The sequence below is a fragment of the Halosegnis rubeus genome (assembly GCF_009184545.1).
GTDB classification, from domain to species: Archaea; Halobacteriota; Halobacteria; order Halobacteriales; family Haloarculaceae; genus Halosegnis; species Halosegnis rubeus.
The window spans coordinates 261773-287771 of sequence record NZ_QJOW01000003.1 but is presented as its reverse complement, the minus strand read 5'-3'; the positions used below and the strand labels follow the sequence as shown (position 1 = coordinate 287771).

At 66.2% G+C, this 25999-nt stretch carries 32 protein-coding genes and 2 tRNA genes; 20 read left to right on the top strand and 14 right to left on the bottom strand.

The window, feature by feature from the left end:
• Window positions 1–26: 26 nt before the first annotated feature.
• The 4 genes from DMP03_RS09105 to DMP03_RS09090 are packed head-to-tail and all read left to right on the top strand — an operon-like array spanning window position 27 to window position 3161.
• Entirely contained in the window at window positions 27–314 is a 288-nt protein-coding gene (locus tag DMP03_RS09105; protein WP_152120367.1) for a DUF7471 family protein, read from the top strand.
• Window positions 311–793, top strand: a complete 483-nt coding sequence (locus tag DMP03_RS09100; protein WP_152120366.1) for a winged helix-turn-helix transcriptional regulator — start codon at window positions 311–313, stop codon at window positions 791–793. Before DMP03_RS09105 ends, DMP03_RS09100 begins: the two co-directional genes overlap by 4 nt.
• A 47-nt stretch (window positions 794–840) precedes the next feature.
• The gene (locus DMP03_RS09095; RefSeq protein WP_152120365.1) at window positions 841–1875 is read left to right on the top strand and encodes a twin-arginine translocation signal domain-containing protein; all 1035 of its coding nucleotides are present in this window, start codon (window positions 841–843) and stop codon (window positions 1873–1875) included.
• Window positions 1872–3161, top strand: coding sequence for a DUF7405 family protein (locus tag DMP03_RS09090; protein WP_152120364.1), 1290 nt, complete (start codon window positions 1872–1874; stop codon window positions 3159–3161). The genes DMP03_RS09095 and DMP03_RS09090 overlap by 4 nt, the downstream gene beginning before the upstream one ends.
• Here DMP03_RS09090 and DMP03_RS09085 read toward each other — a convergent pair.
• Both DMP03_RS09085 and DMP03_RS09080 read right to left on the bottom strand, forming a co-directional pair.
• On the bottom strand, window positions 3158–3778 hold the full coding sequence (locus tag DMP03_RS09085; RefSeq protein ID WP_152120363.1) for a protein-L-isoaspartate(D-aspartate) O-methyltransferase: 621 nt from the start codon (window positions 3776–3778) through the stop codon (window positions 3158–3160). The genes DMP03_RS09090 and DMP03_RS09085 overlap by 4 nt on opposite strands.
• Before the next feature lie 7 nt (window positions 3779–3785).
• Window positions 3786–4427, bottom strand: coding sequence for an HVO_0476 family zinc finger protein (locus DMP03_RS09080; protein WP_152120362.1), 642 nt, complete (start codon window positions 4425–4427; stop codon window positions 3786–3788).
• A gap of 128 nt (window positions 4428–4555) precedes the next feature.
• On the opposite strand from DMP03_RS09080, the gene DMP03_RS09075 reads away from it, so the two are divergent.
• Window positions 4556–4837: a DUF433 domain-containing protein gene (locus DMP03_RS09075; protein ID WP_152120361.1), complete on the top strand. Its 282-nt coding sequence runs from the start codon at window positions 4556–4558 to the stop codon at window positions 4835–4837.
• The gene (locus DMP03_RS09070) at window positions 4834–5181 is read left to right on the top strand and encodes a DUF5615 family PIN-like protein (protein WP_152120360.1); all 348 of its coding nucleotides are present in this window, start codon (window positions 4834–4836) and stop codon (window positions 5179–5181) included. Before DMP03_RS09075 ends, DMP03_RS09070 begins: the two co-directional genes overlap by 4 nt.
• Window position 5182: 1 nt before the next feature.
• Here DMP03_RS09070 and DMP03_RS09065 read toward each other — a convergent pair whose 3' ends face one another.
• Complete coding sequence (locus DMP03_RS09065) at window positions 5183–6133, bottom strand: aminopeptidase (protein WP_152120359.1); 951 nt, start codon at window positions 6131–6133, stop codon at window positions 5183–5185.
• A gap of 81 nt (window positions 6134–6214) precedes the next feature.
• Here DMP03_RS09065 and DMP03_RS09060 point away from each other — a divergent pair, with 81 nt between their 5' ends.
• Together DMP03_RS09060 and DMP03_RS09055 are read left to right on the top strand one after the other, a co-directional pair.
• The gene (locus tag DMP03_RS09060; protein WP_152120358.1) at window positions 6215–7228 is read left to right on the top strand and encodes a type II glyceraldehyde-3-phosphate dehydrogenase; all 1014 of its coding nucleotides are present in this window, start codon (window positions 6215–6217) and stop codon (window positions 7226–7228) included.
• A 57-nt stretch (window positions 7229–7285) separates the two neighbouring features.
• On the top strand, window positions 7286–7675 hold the full coding sequence (locus DMP03_RS09055; RefSeq protein ID WP_152120357.1) for an Hsp20/alpha crystallin family protein: 390 nt from the start codon (window positions 7286–7288) through the stop codon (window positions 7673–7675).
• On the opposite strand, the gene DMP03_RS09050 is transcribed toward DMP03_RS09055, so the two are convergent.
• Together DMP03_RS09050 and uvrB are read right to left on the bottom strand one after the other, a co-directional pair.
• Window positions 7634–8530 (bottom strand): ATP-grasp domain-containing protein, encoded by an 897-nt coding sequence (locus DMP03_RS09050; RefSeq protein WP_225870794.1) that lies wholly within the window; start codon window positions 8528–8530, stop codon window positions 7634–7636. The two genes, DMP03_RS09055 and DMP03_RS09050, sit on opposite strands and share 42 nt — an antisense overlap.
• A 204-nt stretch (window positions 8531–8734) precedes the next feature.
• Window positions 8735–10789: an excinuclease ABC subunit UvrB gene (uvrB, locus tag DMP03_RS09045; protein WP_152120356.1), complete on the bottom strand. Its 2055-nt coding sequence runs from the start codon at window positions 10787–10789 to the stop codon at window positions 8735–8737.
• Window positions 10790–10949: 160 nt separating this feature from the next.
• On the opposite strand from uvrB, the gene DMP03_RS14500 reads away from it, so the two are divergent.
• Genes DMP03_RS14500 through DMP03_RS09025 form a run of 5 tightly spaced genes read left to right on the top strand, consistent with a single transcriptional unit; the run spans window position 10950 to window position 13503 of the window.
• Complete coding sequence (locus DMP03_RS14500; protein ID WP_197739313.1) at window positions 10950–11444, top strand: FAS1-like dehydratase domain-containing protein; 495 nt, start codon at window positions 10950–10952, stop codon at window positions 11442–11444.
• Complete coding sequence (locus DMP03_RS14495; RefSeq protein ID WP_197739312.1) at window positions 11441–11842, top strand: MaoC family dehydratase; 402 nt, start codon at window positions 11441–11443, stop codon at window positions 11840–11842. Before DMP03_RS14500 ends, DMP03_RS14495 begins: the two co-directional genes overlap by 4 nt.
• A 37-nt stretch (window positions 11843–11879) precedes the next feature.
• Window positions 11880–12788, top strand: a complete 909-nt coding sequence (locus DMP03_RS09035) for an ABC transporter substrate-binding protein (RefSeq protein ID WP_152120355.1) — start codon at window positions 11880–11882, stop codon at window positions 12786–12788.
• Between the two features lie 7 nt (window positions 12789–12795).
• A complete protein-coding gene (locus tag DMP03_RS09030; protein ID WP_152120354.1) occupies window positions 12796–13182 on the top strand; it encodes a desampylase in 387 nt (128 codons plus the stop codon).
• 24 nt (window positions 13183–13206) lie between these two features.
• Window positions 13207–13503, top strand: a complete 297-nt coding sequence (locus DMP03_RS09025) for a DUF7526 family protein (RefSeq protein ID WP_235908623.1) — start codon at window positions 13207–13209, stop codon at window positions 13501–13503.
• Here the strand turns inward: DMP03_RS09025 and ubaA are convergent.
• Window positions 13479–14303, bottom strand: a complete 825-nt coding sequence (ubaA, locus tag DMP03_RS09020; RefSeq protein WP_152120353.1) for an SAMP-activating enzyme E1 — start codon at window positions 14301–14303, stop codon at window positions 13479–13481. The two genes, DMP03_RS09025 and ubaA, sit on opposite strands and share 25 nt — an antisense overlap.
• Before the next feature lie 157 nt (window positions 14304–14460).
• Between ubaA and DMP03_RS09015 the strand changes: the two genes are divergently transcribed.
• The 4 genes from DMP03_RS09015 to DMP03_RS09000 are packed head-to-tail and all read left to right on the top strand — an operon-like array spanning window position 14461 to window position 18357.
• On the top strand, window positions 14461–15189 hold the full coding sequence (locus DMP03_RS09015; protein WP_152120352.1) for a bacteriorhodopsin: 729 nt from the start codon (window positions 14461–14463) through the stop codon (window positions 15187–15189).
• 51 nt (window positions 15190–15240) lie between these two features.
• Window positions 15241–15984: a lycopene cyclase domain-containing protein gene (locus DMP03_RS09010; protein ID WP_152120351.1), complete on the top strand. Its 744-nt coding sequence runs from the start codon at window positions 15241–15243 to the stop codon at window positions 15982–15984.
• A complete protein-coding gene (locus tag DMP03_RS09005) occupies window positions 15981–17021 on the top strand; it encodes a Brp/Blh family beta-carotene 15,15'-dioxygenase (protein WP_152120350.1) in 1041 nt (346 codons plus the stop codon). Before DMP03_RS09010 ends, DMP03_RS09005 begins: the two co-directional genes overlap by 4 nt.
• A gap of 22 nt (window positions 17022–17043) precedes the next feature.
• A complete protein-coding gene (locus tag DMP03_RS09000; protein WP_152120349.1) occupies window positions 17044–18357 on the top strand; it encodes an MFS transporter in 1314 nt (437 codons plus the stop codon).
• Between the two features lies 1 nt (window position 18358).
• On the opposite strand, the gene msrB is transcribed toward DMP03_RS09000, so the two are convergent.
• A complete protein-coding gene (msrB, locus tag DMP03_RS08995; protein ID WP_152120348.1) occupies window positions 18359–18751 on the bottom strand; it encodes a peptide-methionine (R)-S-oxide reductase MsrB in 393 nt (130 codons plus the stop codon).
• A gap of 91 nt (window positions 18752–18842) precedes the next feature.
• Here msrB and DMP03_RS14315 point away from each other — a divergent pair, with 91 nt between their 5' ends.
• Complete coding sequence (locus tag DMP03_RS14315) at window positions 18843–19016, top strand: hypothetical protein (RefSeq protein WP_172967115.1); 174 nt, start codon at window positions 18843–18845, stop codon at window positions 19014–19016.
• Here DMP03_RS14315 and eif1A read toward each other — a convergent pair whose 3' ends face one another.
• The 3 genes from eif1A to DMP03_RS08980 form a co-directional block, all read right to left on the bottom strand.
• On the bottom strand, window positions 19017–19304 hold the full coding sequence (gene eif1A, locus DMP03_RS08990) for a translation initiation factor eIF-1A (RefSeq protein WP_075937446.1): 288 nt from the start codon (window positions 19302–19304) through the stop codon (window positions 19017–19019).
• A 657-nt stretch (window positions 19305–19961) separates the two neighbouring features.
• Window positions 19962–20035: transfer RNA gene (locus DMP03_RS08985), tRNA-Ile, on the bottom strand.
• A 54-nt stretch (window positions 20036–20089) separates the two neighbouring features.
• Window positions 20090–20162, bottom strand: a tRNA-Asn gene (locus DMP03_RS08980).
• A gap of 90 nt (window positions 20163–20252) precedes the next feature.
• Between DMP03_RS08980 and cca the strand changes: the two genes are divergently transcribed.
• Both cca and DMP03_RS08970 read left to right on the top strand, forming a co-directional pair.
• A complete protein-coding gene (gene cca / locus DMP03_RS08975; protein WP_152120347.1) occupies window positions 20253–21605 on the top strand; it encodes a CCA tRNA nucleotidyltransferase in 1353 nt (450 codons plus the stop codon).
• 39 nt (window positions 21606–21644) lie between these two features.
• The gene (locus DMP03_RS08970) at window positions 21645–21884 is read left to right on the top strand and encodes a hypothetical protein (protein ID WP_152120346.1); all 240 of its coding nucleotides are present in this window, start codon (window positions 21645–21647) and stop codon (window positions 21882–21884) included.
• Here the strand turns inward: DMP03_RS08970 and DMP03_RS08965 are convergent.
• The 4 genes from DMP03_RS08965 to DMP03_RS08950 all read right to left on the bottom strand — a co-directional run bounded on the left by DMP03_RS08965 (window position 21881) and on the right by DMP03_RS08950 (window position 25948).
• Complete coding sequence (locus DMP03_RS08965) at window positions 21881–22885, bottom strand: histone deacetylase family protein (protein WP_152120345.1); 1005 nt, start codon at window positions 22883–22885, stop codon at window positions 21881–21883. The two genes, DMP03_RS08970 and DMP03_RS08965, sit on opposite strands and share 4 nt — an antisense overlap.
• Window positions 22882–23319 carry a histone family protein gene (locus tag DMP03_RS08960; RefSeq protein ID WP_152120344.1) on the bottom strand — a complete coding sequence of 146 codons (438 nt, stop codon included), beginning with the start codon at window positions 23317–23319 and terminating at the stop codon, window positions 22882–22884. The genes DMP03_RS08965 and DMP03_RS08960 overlap by 4 nt, the downstream gene beginning before the upstream one ends.
• 47 nt (window positions 23320–23366) lie before the next feature.
• A complete protein-coding gene (locus DMP03_RS08955; protein WP_152120343.1) occupies window positions 23367–25304 on the bottom strand; it encodes an ABC transporter ATP-binding protein in 1938 nt (645 codons plus the stop codon).
• A 74-nt stretch (window positions 25305–25378) separates the two neighbouring features.
• Window positions 25379–25948, bottom strand: coding sequence for a DUF192 domain-containing protein (locus DMP03_RS08950; RefSeq protein ID WP_152120342.1), 570 nt, complete (start codon window positions 25946–25948; stop codon window positions 25379–25381).
• Window positions 25949–25999: the final 51 nt, after the last annotated feature.

The following is a 25999-nucleotide window of genomic DNA, read 5'->3' as shown; positions in this document are numbered from 1 at the left end:
TTTTACTCGCGACCGATGGAGTGAGGATGGCGACGGTCCTGCTCTCGCTCCTGCTCGGTGTCGGCACGGTAGCGGCGGGGCTGGTCGTCGCCGTGGCGCTGGCCGCGCTGCTCCAGCGCCGGTCGGTACCGTATCTGCTCGTCACGCTCGCGCTCGCGACCGTGCTCGCGCGGGCGCTCGTGGGCGTCGCGCTCGCGCTCGATCTCTTCCCAGACCAGACGCACCACACCCTCGAACACGCGCTCGACGCCGTGATGGTCGGGCTCGTCGTCGCGGCCGTCTACACCGCCCGTCGTGGAGGTGTCGGTGAGTGACGAGCACGCGCGACCGCATCGCCGCCCGCGTCCGGAGCGACCCCGGCATCCACGTCAACGCGCTCGTTCGCGACCTCGACCTCGCGCCCGGACAGGTGCAGTATCACCTCCGTCGGCTGGACGTGGTCGGCGACGAGCAGTTCGGCCGCACCCACTACTACCCGCCCGGCTACGACCCGTGGGAGCGGGCAGCGCTCGCGCTCCTCCGGCGGGAGACGGCCGCCGATATCGTCGCCGTCCTGCTCGATGACGGTCCCCTCACCGCAACCGAGACCGCGGCCCGTGTCGGTATCGCGGATTCCACGCTCTCGTGGCACCGAGGCCGGTTGGCCGAGGCCGGTCTGCTCGCGAGCGAGGACGGGCGGCTCGTCGTCCCGGAACCGGAGCGGACGGCCGCGTTGCTCGACCGCGCAGACCCATCGATTCCCGAGCGGCTCGTCGACCGGTTCACCCGGCTCGTGGACGACCTGCTCGACTAGACGGTCGGACCAGAACCGGTTTTTGACGGGAGCGTCTACCTCGCGTAATGAATCGACGCACCTTCCTGCAGGCCGGTGGCACGCTCGGAGCCGCGGCGCTTGCCGGCTGTTCGAGTCTCATCTCGACCCAGCCGGCCGGCAATCCGCCGGTCATCGGGGACCGTCCCGCCGCGGTCTACTATCCGACACACGTCGAAGGGATGGACATGGTCGGGATGGGAGAGGGCGGCGACTACCGGTTCGGGCTGATGTACTCGTACCCGCACCGGTTCTGGAACGTGACGGGAAGCGACACGACGCGCACCAGTATCGGGTCCGGTGACGACGTTCACATCATGGCGAGCGTCTGGGACGGCGAGACGATGCAGGTGCTCCCCGACACGGGGCTGTCGCTCACCATCCGGCGCGACGGCGACATCGTCTTCGAGGAGGTCGTCTATCCGATGCTATCACAGCGGATGGGGACCCACTACGGCGCGAACGCCGGTCTCGCGGGCGACGGCAGCTACGAAGTGACTGTCTCGGTGGGCGGAATGTCCACCCGCCGAACGGGGGCGTTCGAGGGCCGATTCGAGGAACCAGCGAGCGCGACCATCGAGTTCGACTACTCCCAGTCGGCCCGCGACGGGCTCTCGCGAGAGCTAACGCCGGACCGCGCCGGCGAGCGCGCCGCGGTCGACCCAGCGAACATGGAGATGATGCCGACCGGGACCGCACCCGACCGCGACGCTCTGCCCGACGTCCGCGGCTCCGCGACCAGCGGCGACGCCGAGTTCGTCGTCGGCACGCTCGACTCGCCGCCGGCGGGCATCGACGCCGCTGGCACCTACCTCTATGTCTCCCCGCGCACACCGTACAACCAGATGACGCTTCCCGCGATGACCGTCGAGGCGGCGACGGGGAGCTTCGACGGTGAACTCACCCGGACGCTCGACTCGGAGTTGGGATACCACTACGGCACCGTCGTCGACTCACCGGGCGACTCAGTGACGGTGACGCCGACCGTTCCGCCACAGACCGCCCGCCACGAGGGGTACGAGACGGCCTTCCTCGGGTTCGACCCGATGGAGGTGTCGCTGTGACCGACGGCCGGAGCCGCCGACAGGTGCTGAAGGCGGCCGTCGCGGCCGGCGGCGCGGCGAGTCTCTCGGCCTGTCTCGACGCGCTCGGCGAGGATACCGTCAACCGGCCAACCGGGACCGACGACCTGTCTACGCTGCCGAACCGGCAGTTCGCGTGGGACGGGGTAGTGCGCCACGACGAGCACGGCAACGAGCAGCTGCCGCGCCACCAGATACTGTTGTACCTGACCCTGGAGCGCGACGGTCGGCCGACCGATGCCGATAGACGGCAGGTCGAACGTGCCTTCGCCTCCCTGAACCGCGCCTTCGAGTGGAGCCACGAGGGGGTCGTCTGGTCGGCCGCCTACTCGCCGGCGTACTTCGACCGGTACGACGAGTCGCTGCCGGCGGGCATCGACTGCCCGCCGCCACACTCGCTGTCCCCGTTCGAGCAGCCGACCTTCGACGAACAGGACGTGCTCGTCCACCTCGCGAGCGACCACGCGGACGCCGTCATCGCGGCCGAGGAGGCGCTGCGGGGCAACCGCGAGAGCGCAAACGGCGTCGAGTTCGACGCCTCCCTGTCCGGCGTTGCGAGTCTCGCGAGCGACGAGGACCGACGCACCGGCTTCGTCGGCAACGGGATGCCAGCCGACCGCCAGTCCGAACTGGAGGGAGTTCCCGACGACGGGCCGGTGCCGGACGCCAGCCCGCTGTTCATGGGATTCAAGACCGGATTCGCGCAGAATCAGGCCACCGAAGACCGCGTCACCATCCAGTCGGGACCGTTCGCCGACGGGACGACGAAACACGTCGCCCGCATCCGCCAACGGCTGGACGACTGGTACGGCGAACAGAACTTCGAGGAGCGGGTCGCGGAGATGTTCTCGCCCGAACACGCCGACGAGGAGTGGGTCGAGGGCATCGGCGAGAATCTGGGCGACGACTCCCGCGTGGACGAGACGCTCGACACGATTCGCGAGCAGGCAACGGAGTCGGGACGCGTCGGCCACGCACAGAAGGCCGCCCGCGCCAACCGCGACGACGACGGGAGCGTCAAGCTCCTGCGTCGCCACTTCGAGTCGACCGACGAGAACGTCGCCTCGCTCCATTTCCCGTCGCTCCAGCGCGAGATGAGTAGTTTCGACGCCGTGCGGGCGGCGATGAACGGGACCGACCTCACCGAGGCGACGCCGGTCATCCGCCAGCGCGTCAACAACGGCATCTTGGAGTACATCTTCGTCGCGAACCGCGGGAACTGGCTTGTACCGCCGCTGTCGAAGCGCGCGCTCCCGCGACCCCGTTAGAGCAGGGGGACGAACCGGACGCCCCCGTGGTCGGTCCGGTCGCGAATCCCACCACCCTCGTCGACCGTCACGGCGAGGAGTCGCTGGCTCCCGCGGCCGACCGGAGCCACGACCGTCCCGCCGGGTCGGGTCTGGTCGAGCACCCCGTCGGGAATCTCGGGCGCAGCGCAGGTGAGATACGCGCTATCGTAGGGTGCGTGTTCGGGCCACCCCTCGCGGCCGTCGCCCTGCCGGACGTGTACGTCGTAGCCGAGACTGTCGAGGCGCGTGCTGGCCGCGTCGGCGAGCGAGCCGTGGTACTCGACCGAGGAGACGGTCGCACCCAGTTCGGTCATCACCGCGGCGTGATAGCCACAGCCGGTTCCGATTTCGAGGACAGCGTCGCCAGACTCGGGGGCGAGGCGGTCACACATCACCGCCACCATGTGCGGTGCGGAGATGGTCTGGTCGTCGCCGATGGGGAGCGGGCGGTCGGCGTAGGCCTCGTTCACCCGCGGGTCGGGGACGAACTCGTGGCGCGGGACGCGCTCGATGGCGTCGAGCACGCGGTCGCTCGCGTCGGTGCGCGCGGCGAGCCGTTCCCGAAGCCGGGCGCGTGCCGTCGCGAACTCGTCCATTGTCGGCCTACCAGGCGGACCACGCCGTGGTCTTCTCGTCGCGGGCGTACACTCGCTTGAGGTCCTTCGCGAGCGCGGCGTCGCCGGTGTAGTGGTACTGTTCGCGGTCGTATCGGTCGATGCCGTCGCGGACGACGAAGCTGGTGACGGTGAACTTCTCGTCGCCGTACTCGACCGTCTCGTCGATCATGAACTGCTCGTCGCCCGGCACCTGAAGCGCGACCGAGCGCGTCTCCTCGCGCTTGCCGTCCTTCGGGTTGACGGTGACGTTCACGGTGACGTTGCCGACCGCGCGGGTCCACAGCGTCTCCACGTCCTCGAAGGCGGCCGCCTCGGCTCTCCCCTCGTCGGTCTCGATGGAGGTGACACGCACCTGCATCAGTGCCTCGGGCGCGTCAAGCAGGAACTCCTGGCCCACCTCGAACTGCTCGTCGGGGTCGCCGCCGTGGCGCGCGGAGAAGGAGTCGCCCGACTGCGAGACGACGACCCGGCGTTCGATGGTCTCGTCTTCTGGAAGCGACTCTTTGTGGACGTGGCCACACTCGCCACACCGGACGGTGGCGGGGTCGGCCTCCTTCAGTACCTCGTGTGCGGTCGGCTCGTCCGGCGAACACGACGGACAGGCGAGCGCGACGCGTGCATGACTCATTATCGGTAGTTCGTGTCCGAACCTAAAAGCGCGTCGTGGGGCGCGTCGTGGCTACTCTGGCTGGCGGTGTCGTGTGTCGCTGTGCGGCTCGTACCGAGGTTTATGTACGAATGAGCCCGAAAGCCGGTATGGTCGACATCATCCGAACGGCTGACGTTCGCGGGGAGGTACCCCGGATTGAGGGAACGCGCGTCGCCGTGCTCGACGTGTACGAACTCGTCGTTGACGGCGGTCACGACCCGGCAGATGTCGCCGACCAGCTGGACTTGTCGCTGGCAGCCGTGTACACCGCGTTGGCCTACTACTACGAGCACCCCGATGAGATGGAGACAGTTCGGGCAGGGCGTGAAGCAGACGAAGAGGCGCTTGAATCGAAGAGTCTGTCACCGCCGGGCGAGCTCATCGAGTGAATCTCGTCACCGACGAGCACGTTCCTCGGGTGTTCGTCTCGACGCTTCGGTCGAACGGCTACACCGTGTTTCGCGCAAACGACCTGCTCGGTGAAGCCACCGACGACGCGACGCTGCTTCGGCGCGCGACAGCCGAGGACGCAGTTCTCATCACGCACGACATGAAGGATTTCGGTGGCCCGACCGGTGAATCGGTCGACCACGCTGGCGTCGTCGTCTACACCGACGCGAACTGGGTTCGCGACAGCCCGTCGGCTGCAGTGACCGCGCTCAACCGCGTCCGCGAGCAGTACAGTCGTGACGCACTACGTAACGAGATCGTCTGGCTCGACCAGTGGCGGTAGCTCACTCCGGCTGTGGGAGCGAAATCTCCTCACCGTCGACGTAGACCGTCGGGTCTCGGATGACGCCGTCGGAGTGAATCGGCGCGTCGGTGTCGCCGCCGATGGAGGCGTTGTCGCCGACGGCGATGTGGACTGTCCCCGCCGCCTTCTCGTCTAAGAGGACGGAGCCGATGAGGTCGGTGACGGCGACGTTCGTCCCGATTCCCAGTTCTGCGAGGTTGTAGGCGTCACGGCCCACGTCCTCGCTGGCGCGCTCGAACTCCGCGGCCACCTCGTCGTCGGAGAACTCGGTCACGTAGCCGTCTTCGACGGTCACCTCGACGGTGTGCCCCTCATCGAGCAGGCCGTGCGGGCTGATGGTGCCGTCGACGACGTAGGTTCCCGAGGCGGATTCGGGAGCGATGAACACCTCACCGGCTGGGAGATTCGAGAAGTTGCCCGGCTCGTGGATGATACCGGTGTCCTCGTGCCACTCGCGCTCGCCCGGCTGGAAGGTGATGTCGGTGCCGTTGTCGGCGGTGACGCGAATCTCGTCGGCGTCGGCCACGAGTTCGAGCATCGCCGCACACTCGGCGGCGATCTCCTCGTAGTCGGCGTCCAGTCCGACGGTGAACACCTCGTCGGTGATGCCGGGAAGCGTCGCGCCGCGCGCGCCGGCCTCGCAGGCGGCCGAGCGGGCACGCGTGTGCGAGAGGGATTTCGTCGTCGGGGCGAGGAAGGTGTCGGTCTCGCGCATCGCGGCGGCGACCGGCTCGGGCGGCTCCTCGGCGTGCTGGTCGCGTGGCGGGAACCGGACGAGACTCGCGTCGTCCGTAATCTCGCGTGCGGCCTCGTACAGCGCACGGCCGATTGGTTCGCGCGTGTCGTCAGTGACGACGAGACACGTCTCGTCCGACCGGAGGGCGAGACACTGCTCGACTGTGGTTCTGGCGGGCGCGGAGCGGTCGGTCATGGTTTCGATTGACACGCACGGGCTTCAACACTTTCGGAGCGGCCTCGAAACGGTTAGGGGACGCCGGTGTGATTAGCGCGTATGATTCAGGTCGGAGTCAACGGCTACGGGACGATTGGCAAGCGGGTCGCGGACGCGGTCGCGGCCCAGCCGGACATGGAACTGGTCGGCGTCGCGAAGACCCGCCCGAACCACGAGGCCGAGACCGCCGTCGCGAACGGCTACGACCTCTACGCCGCGATTCCCGAGCGTCGGGAGCTGTTCGCCGAGGCGGGCATCGAAGTGGCCGGCCCGGTCGGGGACCTCGTCGCCGGCTCGGACATCGTGGTCGACGCCTGTCCGTCGGGCATCGGGGCCGAGAACAAACCGCTGTACGAGGAGCACGATACGCCCGCGCTGTATCAGGGCGGTGAGGACGCCGGCCTCGTAGACGCGAGTTTCAACGCCCGGTCGAACTTCGCCGAGGTGGAGGGGGCCGACCACGTCCGCGTCGTCTCCTGTAACACGACCGGGCTGTCGCGACTGCTCGCGCCCCTCCAAGAGGAGTACGACGTCGAGAAGGCACGGGTCACGCTCGTCCGCCGCGGGGGCGACCCCGCCCAGACCGGTCGCGGTCCCATCAACGACACCCTGCCGGACCCGGTGACGCTCCCCTCCCACCATGGCCCGGACGTGAACACCATCTTCCCTGAGTTGAGCATCGACACGCTCGGGATGAAGGTGCCCGCGACGCTGATGCACACCCACTCGGTGAACGTCCAACTGGAGGACGTGCCGACCGCCGACGAGGTGCGTGAGCTGCTGGCCGACGAATCCCGACTGTTCTTGATTCCGCCCGAACACGACATCGACGGCGCGGGCAAGCTCAAGGAGTTCGCGATGGACCGCGACCGCCCCCGCGGGGATATCTGGGAGAACGCGGTCTGGGAGAAGTCCATCTCCATCGAGGACGACGACCTGTATCTGTTCCAGGCGATTCACCAGGAGTCGGACGTAGTGCCGGAGAACGTCGACGCGGTGCGTGCCGTCCTCGGCGAGACGGACGCCGAAACGTCCATCCAGCGGACGAACGACGCGATTGGTCTCGGCTTCTGATTGTCACTCGTTGACACGGACAGAAGGCTTTTCCACCGAACTCACCTACCAGTGTGTATGCGACGAGACGACCGCGACGACCCATTCGACGACATCTTCAGCGAAATCGAGCGCATGATGGAGGAGATGACGGGCGAAAACGTCGATATCTCCGCGCAGCCGAACGACGCCGGCTTCGGCGCTGACGCCCACTTCTCCGTTCACGAGGAGGGAGACGCCGTCCGGGTCGTCGGCGACCTGCCCGGCATCGAGAAAGACGACATCAACATCCGGTGTGACGGCCAGACGCTCACCGTCGCCGCCACCACCCCCCGCCGCGAGTACGAGGAACGCCTCGAGCTTCCGGCGCGCGTGGACGAACACACCGCGAGCGCTTCGTTCAACAACGGCGTGCTCGACGTGAGCTTAGAGCGGCTCGACACCTCCGCCGACATCGGCCTGGAGTAGCCGCCGAATCAGCGCCGCCAGCCGGTCGTAGAAGTCGGACTCGTACTTCGTCGCCGTATCCACCGTGGGTCGCGCGTTCGTCTCGTTGACCACCGCACCCTCCTCGGTGACGAGAACGTCGACGCCGAGCCAATCGATATCAAGCGCCCGAGCCGCGCGTTCCGCCAGCTCGCGGAGTTCGGGGTCGAGGTCCACGCCCGTCGCTTCCGCCCCGCGGTGGACGTTGTGTTTCCACTGACCCTCGGCGAGTGCATCCTCGGGCAGCCGGCGCTCGACCGCGCCGACGTACTCGCCGTCGATGGTCATGACTCGGTAGTCGCGCGCGTCGGGGAGATACTCCTGAATCAGATACGAGCGGTCGCCCGTCGCCCGGTAGTCGTGCACCAGGTCGAGATAATCCGTCACGCCGAGCAGGGAGTCGAAATCGGACACCTTCGCGATACCCGTCCCGCGAGTCGTGGAGTTCGGTTTCACGACGACCGGCGCGTCGAACTGCGCCCAGACGGCTTCGAGGTCGTCGTCGTTCACGGGATTCGAGACGAGCACCGACTTCGGAGTGGGAACGTCGGCGGCCGAGAGGCGAGCGAGCGCGCCGGCCTTGTTGCGCGACCGGAGGATATCCTCGCGGCTGTTCACCCACGGCACGTCGAGCATGGCGTCGGCGACACCTCCCTCCATCAGCCGCGAGGGGAAGACGAAGCCGGCGTCGAACTCGCCGAGCGAGCCGTCGAGCGGGAGCGTGCGCTCGGAGACGGGGACGTGTTCGGCGTGGATGTCGCGGTTGGCGAGCGGCTGGCGGATACGGGCGAGCGTCTCGGCGTTCGTCGCGACGGCGAGACGGATATCGGCGGGCACACTCGGGAGGAGGGGAGCGACCGGTATGAAATCGACGGCTCGGCGAGCCGACGGCTCACGATGTTGAGTGACGGCCCCGGCCGACCCACACGAAGCCCATCCACCGTGTACCAAGCGGCGGTCGGGTCGGGGTGGCCGTACCGACTCCTACCGCGAGCAGGGCAAAAAAGTTGTGCTGTTTGTGGTAAGACAAGCTAGCTTGTTCTACAGGTCGTCGGGCGTCGGGACGCCGTCGTCGGTCACGTCGAGGTCGAACTCGGCTTCGAGTCGCCGGATTCGGTCGCGGATGTCGGCCGCGAGCTCGAACTCCAGATTCGCCGCCGCGTCGTCCATCCGGGCTTCGAGCGACTCGACCAGCTGTTCGGCCTCGTCTGTGGTGTCGGCCTCCAGATTCGCCGCGCCGCCGGTATCGGTCTTCGAGCCGGGGAGTGAGGTTTCACCCACCTCCTTGTCGATCGTCGTCGGCGTGTAGCCGTGTTCCTCGTTGTACCGCTCCTGAATCCGGCGGCGACGCTCCGTCTCCTCGATGGCATCGAGCATCGCGTCGGTCATCGAGTCAGCGTACAGGACGACCTTCCCGTTCTCGTTTCTGGCCGCCCGACCCATCGTCTGGACGAGCGTCGTCGTCGAGCGCAAGAACCCCTCCTGGTCGGCGTCGAGGATGGCGACGAGGCTCACCTCGGGGATGTCGAGTCCCTCGCGCAGGAGGTTGATACCGACGAGCACGTCGATGTTGCCGAGCCGGAGGTCCCGGATGATCTCGTGGCGTTCGAGGGTGTCTGTCTCGTCGTGCATGTACGCCACGTCGACGCCGGCCTCTTCGAGATACTCGGTGAGGTCCTCGGCCATGCGCTTGGTGAGCGTCGTGACGAGGGCACGCTCGCCGCGCTCGATGCGCTCGTCGATGCGGCCGAGTAGGTCCTCGACCTGTCCCTGCGCCTCGGTCACCTCGATTCGCGGGTCGACGAGGTGGGTCGGGCGGACAATCTGTTCGACGATTTGGCTCGAGTGCTCGCGCTCGTAGTCGCCGGGCGTCGCGGAGACGTAGAGCCGGCGGTCGGTCTTCTCGGTGAACTCCTCGAAGGTGAGCGGTCGATTGTCGTACGCGGTCGGGAGCCGGAAGCCGTTCTCGACCAGCGAGTCCTTCCGGGACTTGTCGCCCGCGAACTGGCCCTTAATCTGGGGGAGCGTCTGGTGGGACTCGTCGACGACGGTGAGGAAGTCGTCCGGGAAGTAGTCGAGAAGCGTGTACGGCGGGTCCCCGCTCTCGCGGTCGGACATGTGCAGCGAGTAGTTCTCGATGCCCGAACAGTAGCCCGACTCCCGGAGCATCTCGAGGTCGAAGGTGGTGCGCTCCTCGATGCGCTGGGCCGCGACCAAGTCGCCCTGTCGCTCGAAGTAGTTGACGCGCTGTTCCATCAGCTCCTCTATCTCGCTCGTCGCCTCCTCCAGCGTCTGCTCGGGGATGGAGTAGTGTTCCGCGGGGTGAATCATCACGGCCGGCTCCTCGCTCTTGACTTCGCCGGCGACGGTGTCTACCTTGGTGAGCCGGTCGATTTCGTCGCCCCAAAACTCCACGCGGACGGCGTAGCGGCCGTACATCGGGAAGATTTCGACCGTGTCACCCCGCACCCGGAAAGTGCCCTGTTGGAAGTCCACGTCGTTGCGCTCGTAATTCAGGTCGACGAGCTCTGCGAGCAGTTCGTCGCGGTCGATTCGCTGGCCGCGGTCGAGTTCCAGCGACAGCTCGGTGTAGTTGCCCGGGTCACCGAGTCCGTAGATGGCGGAGACGGAGGCGACGACGATGACGTCATCGCGGGTGAGCAGCGACCGGGTGGCCGAGTGGCGCAGGCGGTCGATTTCGTCGTTGATGGAGAGCTCCTTGTCGATGTAGGTGTTCGTCGACTCGACGTACGCCTCGGGCTGGTAGTAGTCGTAGTAGGAGACGAAGTACTCGACGGCGTTGTCCGGAAACAGCGAGCGGAACTCCTCGTACAGTTGGGCGGCGAGGGTCTTGTTGTGGGCGATGACGAGCGTCGGCTGTTGGAGTTCCTCGATGGTCCACGCGACGGTGTTCGTCTTCCCGGAGCCGGTGACACCGAGCAGCGTCTGCTCGGTCGCGCCCGACTCGTAGCCGTCGGCGAGCTTTCGGATTGCGTCGGGCTGGTCGCCGGCGGGGTCGAACGGGGCGTCGACCCGAAACGGCTTCTCGGCGTCGGGACGGTCCGGACGCAGGGGCCCGGTCTCGGCGTCGCTCATTGTGCGAGCGTAGGCGTGGCGACTACTTCAGGGGTGCGGCCACGGCGGCCGGGGCGTTCTGTCGGTGAAGCCGATGACAGTCGACACGCCGAAGCTCGGACTCGGCGTGCAGCCGAGCTAACGGGCGTAGTTTTTTGTCCTCGGCCGGAAGCTATCGGGTATGCCATCGAGACCGCTCGCGGAGCTGAAAGCGCAGGTCGGAGACACCCACCGGACTGCGACCGACCTCGGGATCGAACGCGGAAAGGTCGCGGAGTTCGCCCGCGCCATTCACGACCCGGCCGACATCTATCTGGACGAAGCCGCCGCCAAGCAGGCCGGCTACGAGGCGATTCCCGCGCCGCCGACGTTCACCCGGACCGCGGAGTTCCCTCGCTACGTACCCGACGGCGAAGCGTTCAACCTCGGCTTCGACCCCGCACGCGTCATCCACGGCGAGCAGGCCTACGAGTACGAACGTCCGCTGTACGTCGGTGACACGCTTACCGGCGACACCACCCTGACGGACGTGTACCAGCGCGAAGGCGAAGGAGGCGGGACGATGACCTTCGCCGTGCTCGAAACCGCCTTCACCGACGAGGCGGGCGAGCTGGTGCTCACCGCGACCGGCACCTCGATAGAGACGGGACAGGCCATCTCGGAGGGAGACGAATGAGCACCGCCTACGCCGTCGGCGACACGTTCACCGAGACCACCGGTCCCGTCGACCGGGCAGATTTCGTGAAGTACGCCGGCGCGAGCGGCGACTTCAACCGCATCCACTACGACGAGCCGTTCGTCACCGACGCCGGCTACGACTCCGTCTTCGGACAGGGAATGTTCACCGCGGGCGTCGCCTCCGGGCTGGTGCGTGAGGTGTTCGGGCTCCACGCGCTCGCCGAGTTCGACACGCGGTTCATCGCGCAGGTGTGGCCCGGCGACACCCTCACCACGACCGTCGAAATCGACGCTATCGAGGACGGGAACGACGAAACGCGAATCGAGGCGTCCGTGACGGTGACGAACCAGGACGACGAGCCGGTCATCACGGGGAGTGCAGTCGCGGTTCAGTAAGCGGAACATCGAACACGCCGGCCCACCTACGGGAGGTATGAGCAGCAGCGACCGACACGTTGCGACCCTGCTTCCCTCAGCGACGGAGATCGTCTACGCGCTGGGAGCGGAGCCGGTCGCCACCTCACACGAGTGTGACCACCCGCCGGCAGCGGCCGGAAAGCCGAACGCCAACCGGGCGCGGGTCGACCCGACGGCCGAGGCCGGCGAAATCGACTCGCAGGTGCAGGAGGCCGACGAGTCCGGCGGCGTCTACGAGATTCGCGGCGACGTGCTCGCGGAGGCCGCGCCGGATATCGTCGTCTCGCAGGGCATCTGTGACGTGTGCGCCGTCGACGAGGTGCTCGTGCGCGAGGCAATCGAGGAGTACGAGCTCGACTGTGAGCTGCTGACGACGGACCCGCACTCGCTCGCGGACCTGTATCGCGACATCGAGCAGGTGGGCGAGGCGCTCGGTCGCGAGGAGCGCGCCCACGAACTCGTCGACCGACTCCGGTCGCGCGTGGCGGCCATCGAGTCCCGCGTCCCCGACCGCGAGCCGAAACGCGTCGCCGTCTTCGACTGGACCGACCCCGTGATGGTCGCCGGCCACTGGATACCGGGGATGGTGGAGCGACTCGGCAGCGAGTTCGGGTTACAGGAGCCGGAGGCCGCCTCCCGCCCGCTGGAGTGGGACACCGTCCGCGAGTACGACCCCGAGGTCGTCGTCGTCGCGCCGTGTGGCTTCGAGTTGGACCAGACCCACGAGAACCTGGACGACTTGACTGAGCGCGACGGCTGGAGCGACCTGGCCGCGGTACAAGACGACCGCGTCTACGCCGTCGACGGCCACAGCCTGATGAATCGGCCCGGTCCTCGGCTGGTGGAGTCGCTGGAGGCGCTGGCCTGGTGTCTCTACCCCGACGAGTTCGACCGACCCGCCGGCGACGCCGCCGAGCGGCTCTGAACATCGGATGCGACTCACCGACGAAGCTCGTGGGGCACTCTTTGCACACGCTCGCGAGGGACGACCCGAGGAGGTGGCCGGCGTGTTGGCCGGGCCGGACGCCGCGACGGTGACGCGCGTCGAGCAGGCGGAGAACGTCGCCGACGATCCCCGGCGACGATACGAACTCGACCCCGTGGAACAGGCCGAGATTCTCGATGCAGTGGAAACGCGGGGGGAGACGGTCGTCGGCTTCTATCACTCACACCCGCGTGACCCACCGGTCCCGAGCGCGACCGACGAGCGACTGGCGACGTGGGACGGCTACGTGTATCTCATCGTCTCGCCGGCGGCCGCGTCGCTCGGGGCGTACCGCTGGACTGGAGAGCGGTTCGAGTCGGTCCGACTCGACTAATTAGCTCGGGACCATACAGCGGGTGTGAGCGAGCCAGCCCCGATCCGTGCGGAGGTCATCCACGTCGTCGCGCCCGACGAGTTCAACGAGTACGAGCTACAACCGGAGCTGACCGAGCGCGCGGGAGGAAGGTATCTGCTCGTCTGTCGCAAGGGCGGCTCGCCCTCGTGGTTCGAGCGCGTGAAGATGTTCTTCCGACGGGAGGCCATCGAGGCCATCACGCTCATCAGCGAGGAGCCGCGCGAGGAGGGTGTCGATATCGACGTGACCGTGACTGAGACCGACCTCCACGGTGTCTACGAAGTCGTCTCGGAGGAGTGAATCGCACAGCTGTCGGTGTACTCTACCTCGCGGACGGAGTCGATACGGCCGCCACAGACCGGACAGTCCGGCCGGCGCTGGATGGGCACCTCGTCGAAGCTGGTGTCGCTGGCGTCATAAAAGAGTAAGCGACCGTCGAGCGTCTCACCGTACTCGAGTGCGAGCTTCAGCGTCTCGGTCGCCTGAATCGAGCCGACGACGCCCGGGAGCACGCCGAGGACACCCACCTCGGCACAGTTCGGGACCGTTCCGGGTTCGGGGGCTTCGGGGAACAGACACCGATAGCAGGGACCGTCTCCGCCCTCGAAAGTGGTCACCTGTCCCTCGAATCGGAGAATCGCGCCGTGGGTGAAGGGGACGCCGGCGAGCGTGCAGGCGTCGTTGACGAGATACCGCGTCGCGAAGTTGTCGGAGCCGTCGACGACGATGTCGTAGTCAGCGATAAGCGACTCGATGTTCTCGCTGGTGACGCGCACCTCGTGGGGTTCGACGGTCACGTCGGGGTTGAGTCGCTCGACGTAGCCGCGGGCGGATTCCGCCTTCGAGACCCCAACGTCGGCGTCGGCGTGGATAATCTGGCGCTGGAGATTCGACCGCTCCACGACGTCGTCGTCGGCAATCCCGAGCGTGCCGACGCCCGCGGCGGCGAGATACTGGATGATCGGGGAACCGAGTCCGCCCGCGCCGACACACAGCACCCGCGAGTCGAGCAGCGTCGACTGCCCCGCGGGCCCGATCTCGTCCATGATGATGTGTCTAGAGTAGCGGTCGAGTTGGGTGGCGTCAAGCGAGAGCGGCATACCTCGACTCGGGGCGACGACCACCTAAACGCGTCCCCGGAGGGAGATGCCGCCGTCGGGCCTTGTTTGAGCAGTGCCTCGCAGAGCGAATTCGTAGATGGATATAACCTTTTTGGATGGTTATTATGTACAGCCCGGTCTTACTGCCGAGTGGATTATGGTCCAACCAACGGATACGCAGTCGCTAATCTTGTGGGTCGGAACGGCCCTCATGGCACTCGGCACTGTCGCGTTCATCGCGATGGGCTGGGGGGAAAAGAACGAACGAAAACAGGAGTTCTACATCATCACAATCTTCATCACGGCCATCGCATCCGTGTCGTACTTCAGTATGGCAACGGGCTATGGTCTGATCGAGGTGCCGGTGGGTGGTGAGACGCTCGACATCTACTGGGCACGCTACGCTGACTGGCTGTTCACCACGCCGCTACTCCTGCTCGACATCGCACTGCTCGCGGGTGCAGACCGCAACACCATCGCGACGCTTGTCGGTCTCGACGTTGCGATGATTCTGACGGGTCTCGCAGGTGCACTCGCGCGCTCCAGCGCGCTGAACCGTATGCTCTGGTGGGGAATCAGCACTGCCTTCATGATTGCCGTGCTGTTCTTCCTCGTCCGCACGCTGAGCGGACAGGCAGCACGCCAGTCCAGCGCCGTCGCGGCGACGTTCTCGAGACTCCGCACGATGATTCTGGTGTTGTGGTCGCTGTACCCGGTCGTCTGGGTGCTCGGCACCGAATCGACCATCGGCGCACTGTCGCTCACACAGGAGACAATCGCCTTCGCCATCCTCGACGTGACGGCGAAGGTCGGCTTCGGCTTCGTCCTGCTGCGCAGCCGTGACGCACTGGAGGACGTTTCCACGTCCGCACAGGCAGCCGACTGACGCGCCACCGCGGACAGCCGTCTTTTTATTTCTTCCACGACGACCAGCCGTATGGCCGTTCCCTCGTATCTGGGGTTTCACGTCGTATTTCTGGCGCCGTTCCTGTTCATACTCCTGTTGTCAGTGTGGGTGCGCCGGCTCCGGCTTCCCCGCGCTCAGGTCCAGTGGGCCGGTATCGTCATTTTGGCCGCCATCGCGCTCACGTACACGATTCCGTGGGAGATTCTCCTCATCGGGAAGGGCGTCTGGTCGTACGGCGAGGGGGTCGTCCTGGCGCGGTTCGTCAACATCCCCGTCGAGGAGCTCCTCTTCATCCTCGTCCAGCCGTTCATTACGGCGCTGTGGCTGTATCAGTTCGTCGAGACGACCGACCGGCCGCTTTCGGTGTCGCTGGCGAACCGGCTGATGGGCGCACTCGCCGGAGTCGCGATTAGCGCCGTCGGCATCTGGCTGTATCTCGCCGGCGGCCAGACGACGTATCTGGGCGCGCTGCTCGGGTGGGCCGGCCCGGTGCTCGCGATTCAGTGGGCGTTCGGCTGGCCGTATCTGTACGAGCACGTGAAGACGGTCGGTATCGGTGTCGGGCTCCCGACAGTGTATCTGTGTGCGGCCGACATGGTCGCCATCACGCTCGGTATCTGGGAGCTGTCGCCGACGTACACGACGGGGGTGACGCTCGCCGGGCTCCCGGTCGAGGAGGCGCTGTTTTTCTTCTTCACGAACCTGTTCGTCGTCCAGGGACTTATCCTCTGGCTGTGGGTGACTGACCGACTCGGCATCGACACCGCGCCATGACCCTGTTTCCACCCGACGGCGGCGAGGAGGCGGTCCGCCGGCTGACGCTGTGGCCGGGGTGGGTGTGTTGTGGCCTGCTCGCGCTCGTGTTCGCGTTCGACCCGCAAGTGCCACAGACGATTCAGCTGGTGCCGCTCGTCGTCTCCGTCGTCCTCGTCGGACTGCCACACGGCGCGATAGACCACCTCGTTCCCGGGCGGCTGGCGGCCGTCTCGACGGTACGCGGCGCGTTCGTCGTCGGGGGCGTGTATCTCCTTCTCGGCGTCGGCTACACGCTGGTGTGGTTTCTCGCGCCGGCGGTCGGGTTCGGCTCGTTCATCGTCCTGACGCTCGCCCACTGGGGGCAGGGGGACATGCACGCGCTCGTCGCCTTCGCCGGGGCGGCACACCTGCACTCGGTCCCACAGCGTGCCCTCGCTGCGGTCGTTCGTGGCGGCTTCCCGATGCTCGTCCCGCTGGTCGCGTTCCCCGCTCAGTACGAGCGCGTGGCCGAGCTACTCATCGCGCCCTTCGCCGGTGACGTATCGCTTCTCGCACCCGTATTCACGCCGGAGAGCCGACTCGCCGTCGGCGTGGGATACGGCGCGCTCGTTGCTGTCCACCTAGGCCTGGGTTACTGGCGACGGGTGGGCGACGGGTGGCGACGGGACGCCGGCGAGACGCTGCTGCTCGGTGCGTTCTTCCTGACGGTCCCGCCGCTGTTGGCCGTCGGTCTCTACTTCTGTCTGTGGCACGCACTCAGACACGTCGGCCGGCTCGCGCTGACCGACGAACCGTCCGTCGAGGCGTTCGCGACCGGCGACCTGTGGACGCCGCTCCGGCGGTTTGCGCGCCAGGCCGCTCCTCTGACAGCCGTCTCGCTCGCCTTCCTCGGAGTGTTTTATCTGCTGGTGCCGGAGCCACCGACGACCGCCGCCGGCTTCGTCGGGCTGTATCTCGTCTTGATCGCGGCGCTGACGCTTCCCCACGTCGGCGTGGTGGCGTGGATGGACGCGAAACAGGGGGTCTGGACGCGAGCCGTATCGGAACGTGCTTGAGGCGGACGGGAAAACCGTCGGTGTGAACGACGACCGGCTCCAGTTTCTGAGTCTGTATCTCGTCCGGTTCGCCGGCGGCTTCGGGCTGGCCGCCCTCACCACGCTCCTCCCGACGTACATCAATCTCTACGACCCGTCAGCGCTGTTGCTCGGGCTGTTCACGTCGGGATACACGCTCGCCTCGACGCTCGCCATCGTCCCGTTCGCGTGGGGTGGTGACGCCGGCGACAAACGGACGGCACTCGTCGTCGCAATCGGTATCGCGACGCTCGCGTACACGGCCTTCGCGTTCGTCTCCGGCTCGTGGCAGTTCGTCGGCGCGCGGGCGATGCAGGGATTCGCCGCGACGGGCGCGTCGCTACTCTCACTGTCACTCGTTGGCGAACTCGCGCCGACGGGAGGGCGCGCTAACCACATCGGGAAGGCGAACGCGGCGCGACTCGCCTCCGGTATCGTCGGGGCGCTGTCGGTCGGAGCACTATATGAGGTGTACGGCTTCCAGACGGTGTACGCGGTACTCGTCGCGCTGTTGGTGGTATCGATGGTGGCCGTCGTCCTGTTCGTCCGTCCCGACCCCGTCCGTATCGAGGGGTTCCCGTTCAGTTCGCTGTCGGTGAACGAACGGCTCCGGACGCTGACGACGTTCCGAGGCCAGTACGCGGTCGCCGTCACGCTCGTTCGGACGTGGGTCCCCATCTACGCCGGTGTCGAGGTCGCACAGGGCGGGCTGGCGTACGCGCCCTTCGCCGTCGGGGTCGTCATTACGGCCGAACGCGGAGCGAACATGCTGTTTCAGCCGTACACCGGCCGGCTCTCCGACAGGTTCGGTCGGGCCGCGTTCATCGCGCTCGGGGGCACAGGTTACGGGGCCATCGCTCTCGCGGTGCCGTTTACACCCGGCGTCGGGTCCGTGCTCGCGCTCCCGCCCGGCATTCCGGGGATGGAGTGGCTGGCAGCGACGGCTCCCGTGAAGTGGGTCGGCGTCGAGGCCGCGGTCGCGGGACTCGGCAACCTCTCGCCGGCGTTTCTCCCTCTCATCGCGTGTAACGCACTGTTGGGTATTGCTGACGCCTTCCGCGAGCCGGCGAGCATGGCGCTGTTCGCGGACGAGGGCGAAAACACCGAAGGGGGCGGCGTCGCGTCTTCGTTCGGGATTCGGGAGTTCGTCTGGCGGCCCGGCTCCATCGGCGCGCCGTTCGTCGGCGGCTGGCTCCAGACCAACGTCGGTATCGACTGGGTGTTCTATCTCGGCGGCGGTGCTGCCTTCGCTGCGGTCGCTGTCTTCGTGCTCGTGCTGGCAAGCCAGCACGGCGCAGGCGCGCTCCGCCGGTGGTAGCTCACTCGTCGTCGAAGTCGATAGCCGTGGAGTTGATACAGTAGCGTTTGCCCGTCGGCTCCGGGCCGTCCTCGAACACGTGGCCGAGGTGGCCGCCACACTCGGCACACACCGTCTCGGTTCGGGTCATCCCGAGCGAATCGTCCTCGCGGAACTCGATTGCGCCCTCAACGGCATCATAAAATGAGGGCCAGCCAGAGCCGTCCTCGTCGAACTTCGTGTCCGAGTCGAAAAGCAGCGCGCCACAGCCGGCACATCGGTAGGCTCCGTCGTCGTCCTTACCGATGTACTCGCCGGAGAACTTCGGGTCGGTCCCCTCCTCGCGCAGAATCTCGTACTCCGCTTCGGTGAGTCGTTCACGCCACTCTTCGTCGGTTTCTGGGATGTCGCTCATACCCGGTGTACGTGTTCGAGTTGCTTGGGTTCGGGGGATGGGACGTAGTAGCAAGCGGTACGCTGAATACTCCCGGTGTACACGGGCGAGTATGCGAACAGAGGAGACGATCCGCGAGCGAATCGCCGCGCTCGAAGCCGAGTACGACCGCCACGACCCGCCAGTCTCGCAGTTGGAAGACGAAACGGAGGTGGCGCTGTTGCGCGCCATCGAAGAACTAGAGTGGGTCCTCGAAGAGTTCGACGACGAGGATTTCACCCGGTAGTTACTCGATGTGGCCTTCTTCGCGGAGTTGCTGGGCGTCTTGCTCGTCGTAGCGCCACTCGATGTCGCCTTTGCCGTCCTGCCAGTCCCACGGCTCGATGAGCACCACGTCGCCCTCGTTGATCCACGTCCGGAAGCGCATCCGGCCGGGGATACGGCCCATCCGTTCTTTCCCGTCTGCACACCGAACCTCGACACGCCCGCCGCCCAGCATGTTCGTCACGACGGCGAACTGCTGATTCTCGTCGGGCATCCGTAGGGGCTTGCGCCCGCCACTATCGTCACTCATTGTCGATTGTACAGTGTCCAGCCTGATAAAGCGGTTGTCTCTGGTGCGAGCGCGGTATCGCGACACGTCACCGCGACGCGAACACGAACGGTCCGACCGCGAGGGTAACCGGCAGCGTCGTGAGATGTGCAGTCGTCCCGGTCGTCAACACTGTTCGTCGTCTATCGTCTCAATATCCATCAGGACAAGCGTATTTCCGGGTCCACGCCGACGGAAGGAGGACCAACACGCATGGCTAGTTGGTGTTCAAAAAAGACTCCAAAGACAGATCAGTTTGCCGGACTAGGGAGTCTCGCTGGTTGCGAGCGTCTGAGAGGTGTCACCGTTGTCCGGTGCCCAGATGACGCTGACCTCGTCGTCGGAGCTAACTTCGCTTTCAGAGATCTCTGCGTTGGCGGTATCGGTTGCGCTAGTGATGTCAACTATCAACTGTGATCCACTCGTGACTGAGCTGTCGGCTCCAGCACCTCCAGCAGTCCAGTCAACTGAGTTACCTGCGACGTTCACGCCCAGTGCGCTAGCAGGAATCGTACATAAAAAGAGTGTGTCAGGGTTTCTGAAGGGGCCCGAGGAAAGGTCGAGACACTGGGACACGGAGTCGCGTCGAACCGACGGCCGAGCGGTTCAGTCGTCGCGTTCGTCCCTGCAAAAACTGGATGGGCCCTGTCGGATTTGAACCAACGACCGCTCCGTTATGAGCGGAGTGCTATACCAGACTAAGCTAAGGGCCCTTATTCGTCGTCGGCAGGCAGCGAACTTCAGCGTACCGAATCAGCAGACGGAGACGCCACCTCCAGGGCTCGAACCTGGGACAACCACGTTAACAGCGTGGTGCTCTACCAACTGAGCTAAGGCGGCTCACTCTCACGTAGCGCGATTTGCAAGATAGGGCTTTCGCTTCGGAACGGACACCGACACGGGTTTCACAACCGCCGCCGAAGCCGGGATATGACAGACACGTCGGTCGAGACGGTCGTTGAGCGGATCCACGACCGCGTGACCCCAACCGACGACGAACGCGAGCGGCTCCACGCCGTCGCTGACCGACTCCGCGAGCGTGCACGCGACGCTATCACCGACCTCGGAATCGACGCCGACGTGCGACTCGTCGGCTCCACCGCACGCGAAACGTGGCTCGCCGGCGACCGCGACATCGACCTGTTCGTCCGGTTCCCGCCGAAGCTCTCGCGGGTCGACCTCGAACGCTACGGCCTGCAGGTGGGCCACGCCGTCGTCCCCGACGGCCACGAGGAGTTCGCCGAGCACCCCTACGTCAAGGGGGAGGTCGAGGGGTTCGCCGTCGACTGCGTCCCCTGTTTCGCCGTCGAGTCGGCGGGCGACATCCAGTCGGCCGTCGACCGGACCCCGTTCCACACGGAGTATCTGGAGGATCGATTGGACGACGATCTCCGGGGGGACGCCCGCGTCACGAAAGCGTTCCTGAAGGGCATCGGCGCGTACGGCTCTGACCTCCGGACCCGTGGCTTCGCGGGGTATCTCGCGGAGCTGCTCGTCTTAGAACACGGGGGGTTCGTCCCGCTCGTGCGCGCTGTGGTGGACTGGAACCCACCCGTCAGCTTCGACCCCGAAGCGCACGCGACCAGCAGTTTCGAGGACAGCCTCGTCGTCATCGACCCGACGGACCCCGACCGCAACGTCGCCGCTTCGCTCGCTCCCGAGAACCTCGCACGGCTCATCCACTACAGCCGCGACCTGCTCGCCGACCCGCGGGAATCGCTGTTCGAACCGCGGCGCGTCGACCCGATTGACGCCGAGGCGGTCCACGCTGTCGTCGAGGAGCGTGACACCCACCCCGTTGTGGTCCGGTTCGACGCCCCCGACATCGTCGACGACCAACTCTACCCACAGTTGGAGAAGTCACTGTCGGGACTGGAGTCGGAGCTTCGACGCCGGGGATTCGACCCGCTGCGTGCGACCTGTGTCGCCGACGACACCGCGGCGCTGCTCGTCGAGTGTCAGATTGCGAAGCTGCCGGCAATCGAACGCCACGAGGGACCGCCGGTGGGGGTACGCGACCACGCCGAGGGGTTCTACGACGCCTACGCCGACGGACCGGAGACCGGACCGTATCTCGCTGGGGACCGGTACGTCGTCGAGCGCGAGCGCGACTACCGGACGCCCGAGGCGTTCGCCGAGGACGCTCTCTTCTCGGTCGCACTCGGACCGGCAATCGAGCGTGCGCTCAATGACGACTACACCGTCCTCGCGGCGGGAGAGGTTGCTACGCTCGCGGCGGAGTTCGGCTCGGAGCTTCGGGAGTACTTCTATCCGCACGTGTAGGGGGAGATCTCATTGACGTCGGTGACAACACAGTGGCGTATGGCTACGCCGGTCGAACAGTCCCGTGACCTCTTGGACGTAGAGCCACCACAGCGGACGGTCGTGGTCCACGACGGCAGGACACCGGTCTACCGCGATTCGTGGTTCGTCGTCCACACCGGCACCGACACCCCGGCTGCGCTCTTATGTCTCCAGACGGATGAAAACGAGTGGGACGGGCTGTGGACGTTCGACCCGGCCCGCGTCGACGCCGTCGAATCCGTCGCCGCGACCCTCTAGAGGTCGTGAACCTCTCGCACGTCGTCGATTGTCGAGCGACCGCGTGCGGCGACTTCTTCCTCGTTTTCGGCCGGCGTGTAGCCGTCGAAGACGCTGTTCACCTTCCGGACCGACTCCGAAAGCGCCTCCAGCCCGTAGCCGCCTTCGAGGACGAACGCCAGCCCTGCACCACACCGGTCCGCGAGGTCGATCATCCGGTCGGTGAGCAGCCCGTATCCCTCGGTAGAGACGCGCTGGCGGGAGATGGGGTCTTTCCGGTGGGCGTCAAAGCCCGCAGAGACGAACAGCAGGTCCGGGTCGTACTGCTCGAACGCCGGCGTGATGGCCTCATCGATCGCGGCGAGATACTCCGCGTCGCCACAGCCGCCCGGGAACGGGATGTTCATCGTCGTCCCCTGTCCCTCGCCGGTGCCCGTCTCGCGGAGGTCGCCGGTTCCGGGGAACAGCCCGCGCTCGTGGGTCGACACGTAGAACACGTCGGGGTCGTCCTCGAAGATGTGTTGGGTACCGTTGCCGTGGTGCACGTCCCAATCGAAGACGGCGACACGGTCCACGTCGTCGCGTTCGAGCGCGCCCGCGGCCGCGACGGCGACGTTGTTGAAGAGACAAAATCCCATGGCGTCGTCGGCCTCGGCGTGGTGGCCGGGAGGGCGACCGACCGCGAAGGGCGTCTCGCGTCCGCCGTCGCCGTCGAGGGCAACGTCACCTGCCCACAGCGAGAGGCCGGCGGCGGCGCGGGCCGCCTCCCAACTCGCCTCGACCGCGACGGTGTCGGCGTCCCACGTGCCGCCGCCGTCGGCACAGAACTGTTCGAGTTCGTCGACGTAGTTCGACTCGTGGACGGCGAGAATCTCCTCGGCCGAGGCGAGGCGTCCCTCCTCGTAGGCGACGCCGTGCTCCTTCGAAAGTCCGCGCTTGATGGCCCGGAGCCGGTCTGCGCTCTCGGGGTGACGAGCGCCGGTGTCGTGGCGGAGACACACCTCGCGGTAGCCGAATCTCATCCGTAGTACGGCTGGAGTTCGAAGTACGTGGCCACGTCGGCCTCCTTGACTGTCCGGCGTGCGGCGTGGCGGGTGAGCACCGCGGCCGCCGCCGCGACGGTGTCGGCAAACGACTCCAGTTCGGCTGCGAGGGCGACGCGGGCGTCCTTCGAGACGCGATACCGGTCGTCGATATCGAGTCGGGCGATGCGGTCGACGGGGGCGATGGGGAGTTCGAGTTCGGGGTCCGACGACGCCTCGAACGCGAAGTCCTCGACCATCAGGGTCTTGCGCCCGTCGGCGGTGGCGTGCTCTGCGGCAGTCGTCGCCAGCGCCGCGCCGCGTTCCTGAATACGGGCGGCCAGTTCGGCGGCCGCCTCGGCGCTCACGCGAAGCTCTCCCGCGTTCCGACGAATGATGGTATCTACCGGAGCGAACGGTAGCTCGACGCTCATACTATCCAAGAGTGAGCGAGAGTGTCTTAAAATCCCGCTTTTCGGGGTTACTCCCCGGCCTCGATGCGGTTGGCGTCGCGCTGTTGGGCGCGCTCGATGAACTCGTCCGGGAGTTCGTCGATTTCGCCCGCCTGCACGCCCCACAGGTGCGCGTACAGTCCGTCCTCGGCGATGAGGTCGTCGTGGCTCCCGCGCTCGACGATTCGGCCGTCTTCGAGCACAATGATCTTGTCCGCGTCCTTAATCGTCGAGAGCCGGTGGGCGATGGAGAACGTCGTCCGGTCCGCAGTCAGCCGGTCGACCGACCGCTGGATGAGCATCTCCGTCTCCGTGTCCACGTCGGAGGTCGCCTCGTCGAGGATGAGGATCTCGGGGTCTTTGAGAATCGCGCGGGCGATAGAGATGCGCTGGCGCTGGCCGCCAGAGAGCTTTACGCCCCGTTCGCCGACCTCGGTGTCGTACCCCTCCGGCAGGTTCGTGATGAACTCGTGAGCCTCGGCCGCCTTCGCGGCCTCGACGACGGACTCGCGGTCGGAGTTGAACGTGCCGTAGGAGATGTTCTCCTCGACCGTGCCGTAGAACATGAACGTGTCCTGGCTGACGTAGCCGACCTGCCGGCGGAGACTCGGAATCGTCACGTCGCGCAGGTCCTTCCCGTCGATGGTAATCGACCCCTCGTCAACGTCGTACATCCGGAGTAGGAGCTTGAGAACCGTGGATTTCCCCGCACCGGTCGGGCCGACGAGCGCGAGCGTGTCCCCGCCGTCGACCTCGAAGCTCACGTCCTCGACGATCGTCTCGGTGTCGTCGTAGCCGAAGGACACGTCGTCGTAGACGACCTCGCCGTCGGAGACGACGAGTTCGTCGGCGTCGGGGTCCTCGACGATGCGGGAGGGTTCGTCCATCAGCCCGAAGATGCGCGCGGAGGAGGCGTACGCGCGCTGGTACATGTTGATAATCTGTCCGAACTGGGCCATCGGCCAGATGAACCGCTGTGAGAGGAGGATGAAGGTGACGAACTCACCGGCCTGGAGGTCGCTGGTGAACGGGCCGACGCCGTCACCGATCACCATCAGGCCGCCGATGAAGAAGGTGAGCACGAAGCCGACGCCCGCGAGCATCCGCAGCCCGGGGAAGAACTTGATCCGCGTGCTAATCGCGTCCCAGTTGGCGTCGAAATACCCCTGTGACACGTCCTCGACTCGGTCGGACTCGAACGTCTCCGTGTTGGAGGTCTTGATTACCTGAATGCCGCCGAGGTTGTTCTCCAGCCGGGAGTTCACCTTCCCGACCGACGAGCGCACGTCGGCGTACTTCGGCTGGATGGTCTTAATGAAGTAGTAGGTGAACACGCCGATGAGCGGGACGATGACGAGCGTGATCATCGCGAGCTGCCAGTTGACCGCGAGCAGGATGATCGCGATACCGACGACCATGACCCCGAGCCGGAACGCGGAGTTCATCCCGTCGTTCAAGAATCGCTCCAGGCGATTCACGTCGTTTGAGAGGATGGACATCATCTCGCCGGTCTGCTTGTCGGCGAAGAAGTCCATGTTGAGCCGCTGCATCTTGTCGTAGGTGTCCGTCCGAATCTGGTGTTGGATGTGCTGTGAGAAGGCGTTCCACCCCCAGTTGCGCGAGTAGTGGAAGGCCGCACCGCCGAAGAACGCAAAGGCGATGATGCCGACGGTGAAGTAGAGTTGTCCCTGTTCCGTCGCCGGTATCCACGCATCGGGGACGAGAAACAGCGAGTACTCTCGGTCGCCCGCACCCTGCGCCTCGAAGATGGCGTCAACGGCCACGCCCAGCAGAATCGGCGGCAGGAGATCGAGCGCCCGGGCGACGATACTGGAGAAGACACCGACCACGAACGCGACCTTCTTCTCTGCACCGTACTGCAAGAAGAGCCGCCGCATCGGATTCTCGGCCTTCTCCCGTTGTTCCTCGAACGGGTCGTCTTCGTCTTCGACAGCAGAAACTCCCATTGTACGTTCGTGGCTACTCGCGCGCAAAAGCGTTCGCCAAAGTCAGATTCGGTAAGCAAACTGATAGAGAGGCGTTACCACTCACCGATGTCGACTCGGTCGCCTTCCGCCACGTCGTGGCGCGTCGTCCACTCGTAGTTCACTTCGAGGACGTACTGGCCGTAACCGGGGTACTCGTACTGCTCGCCGTCCTCGCCGTCGGGCGGTTCGGGCGCGTGATGAATCGTCGTGATTCGCCCGTCGCTGTCGATGTAGATGATGTCGATACCGAAGTCCATCCCGCGCATGACGTAGGTTCGGTCAGCGGGAGCGTTGTACGGGAACAACATCCCCCTGTCTTCGGGGAGTGACGCTGTTTTCGATAGCCCGGTGATTTTTTGGTCGCGCGTCTCCGCGACCGCCACTCTGACCGACCCGAGCGTGGCGTTCGTCTCGCCGTCGCGGACGGTGACCGGCGTGCGCGCGTACCCGTCCGCGTACGGGGTGCTCGTCGCCGTCGAGTCGTCCGCCGGCGTGGCTGTCGGGCCGGCGACGGGCTGGTAGCCACCGGTCGTCAGAAGCGGGGTGAACAGCCCGGCGGCATAGCCGACGACCGCCAGCGCGAGGAGGAGCCCGAGCGCGGGGAGAATCTGTCGGCGATTCATATCCGGAGGTGGGAACGAAGGAGGCTAAGCGTTCCGCCGCCGGTGAACGCA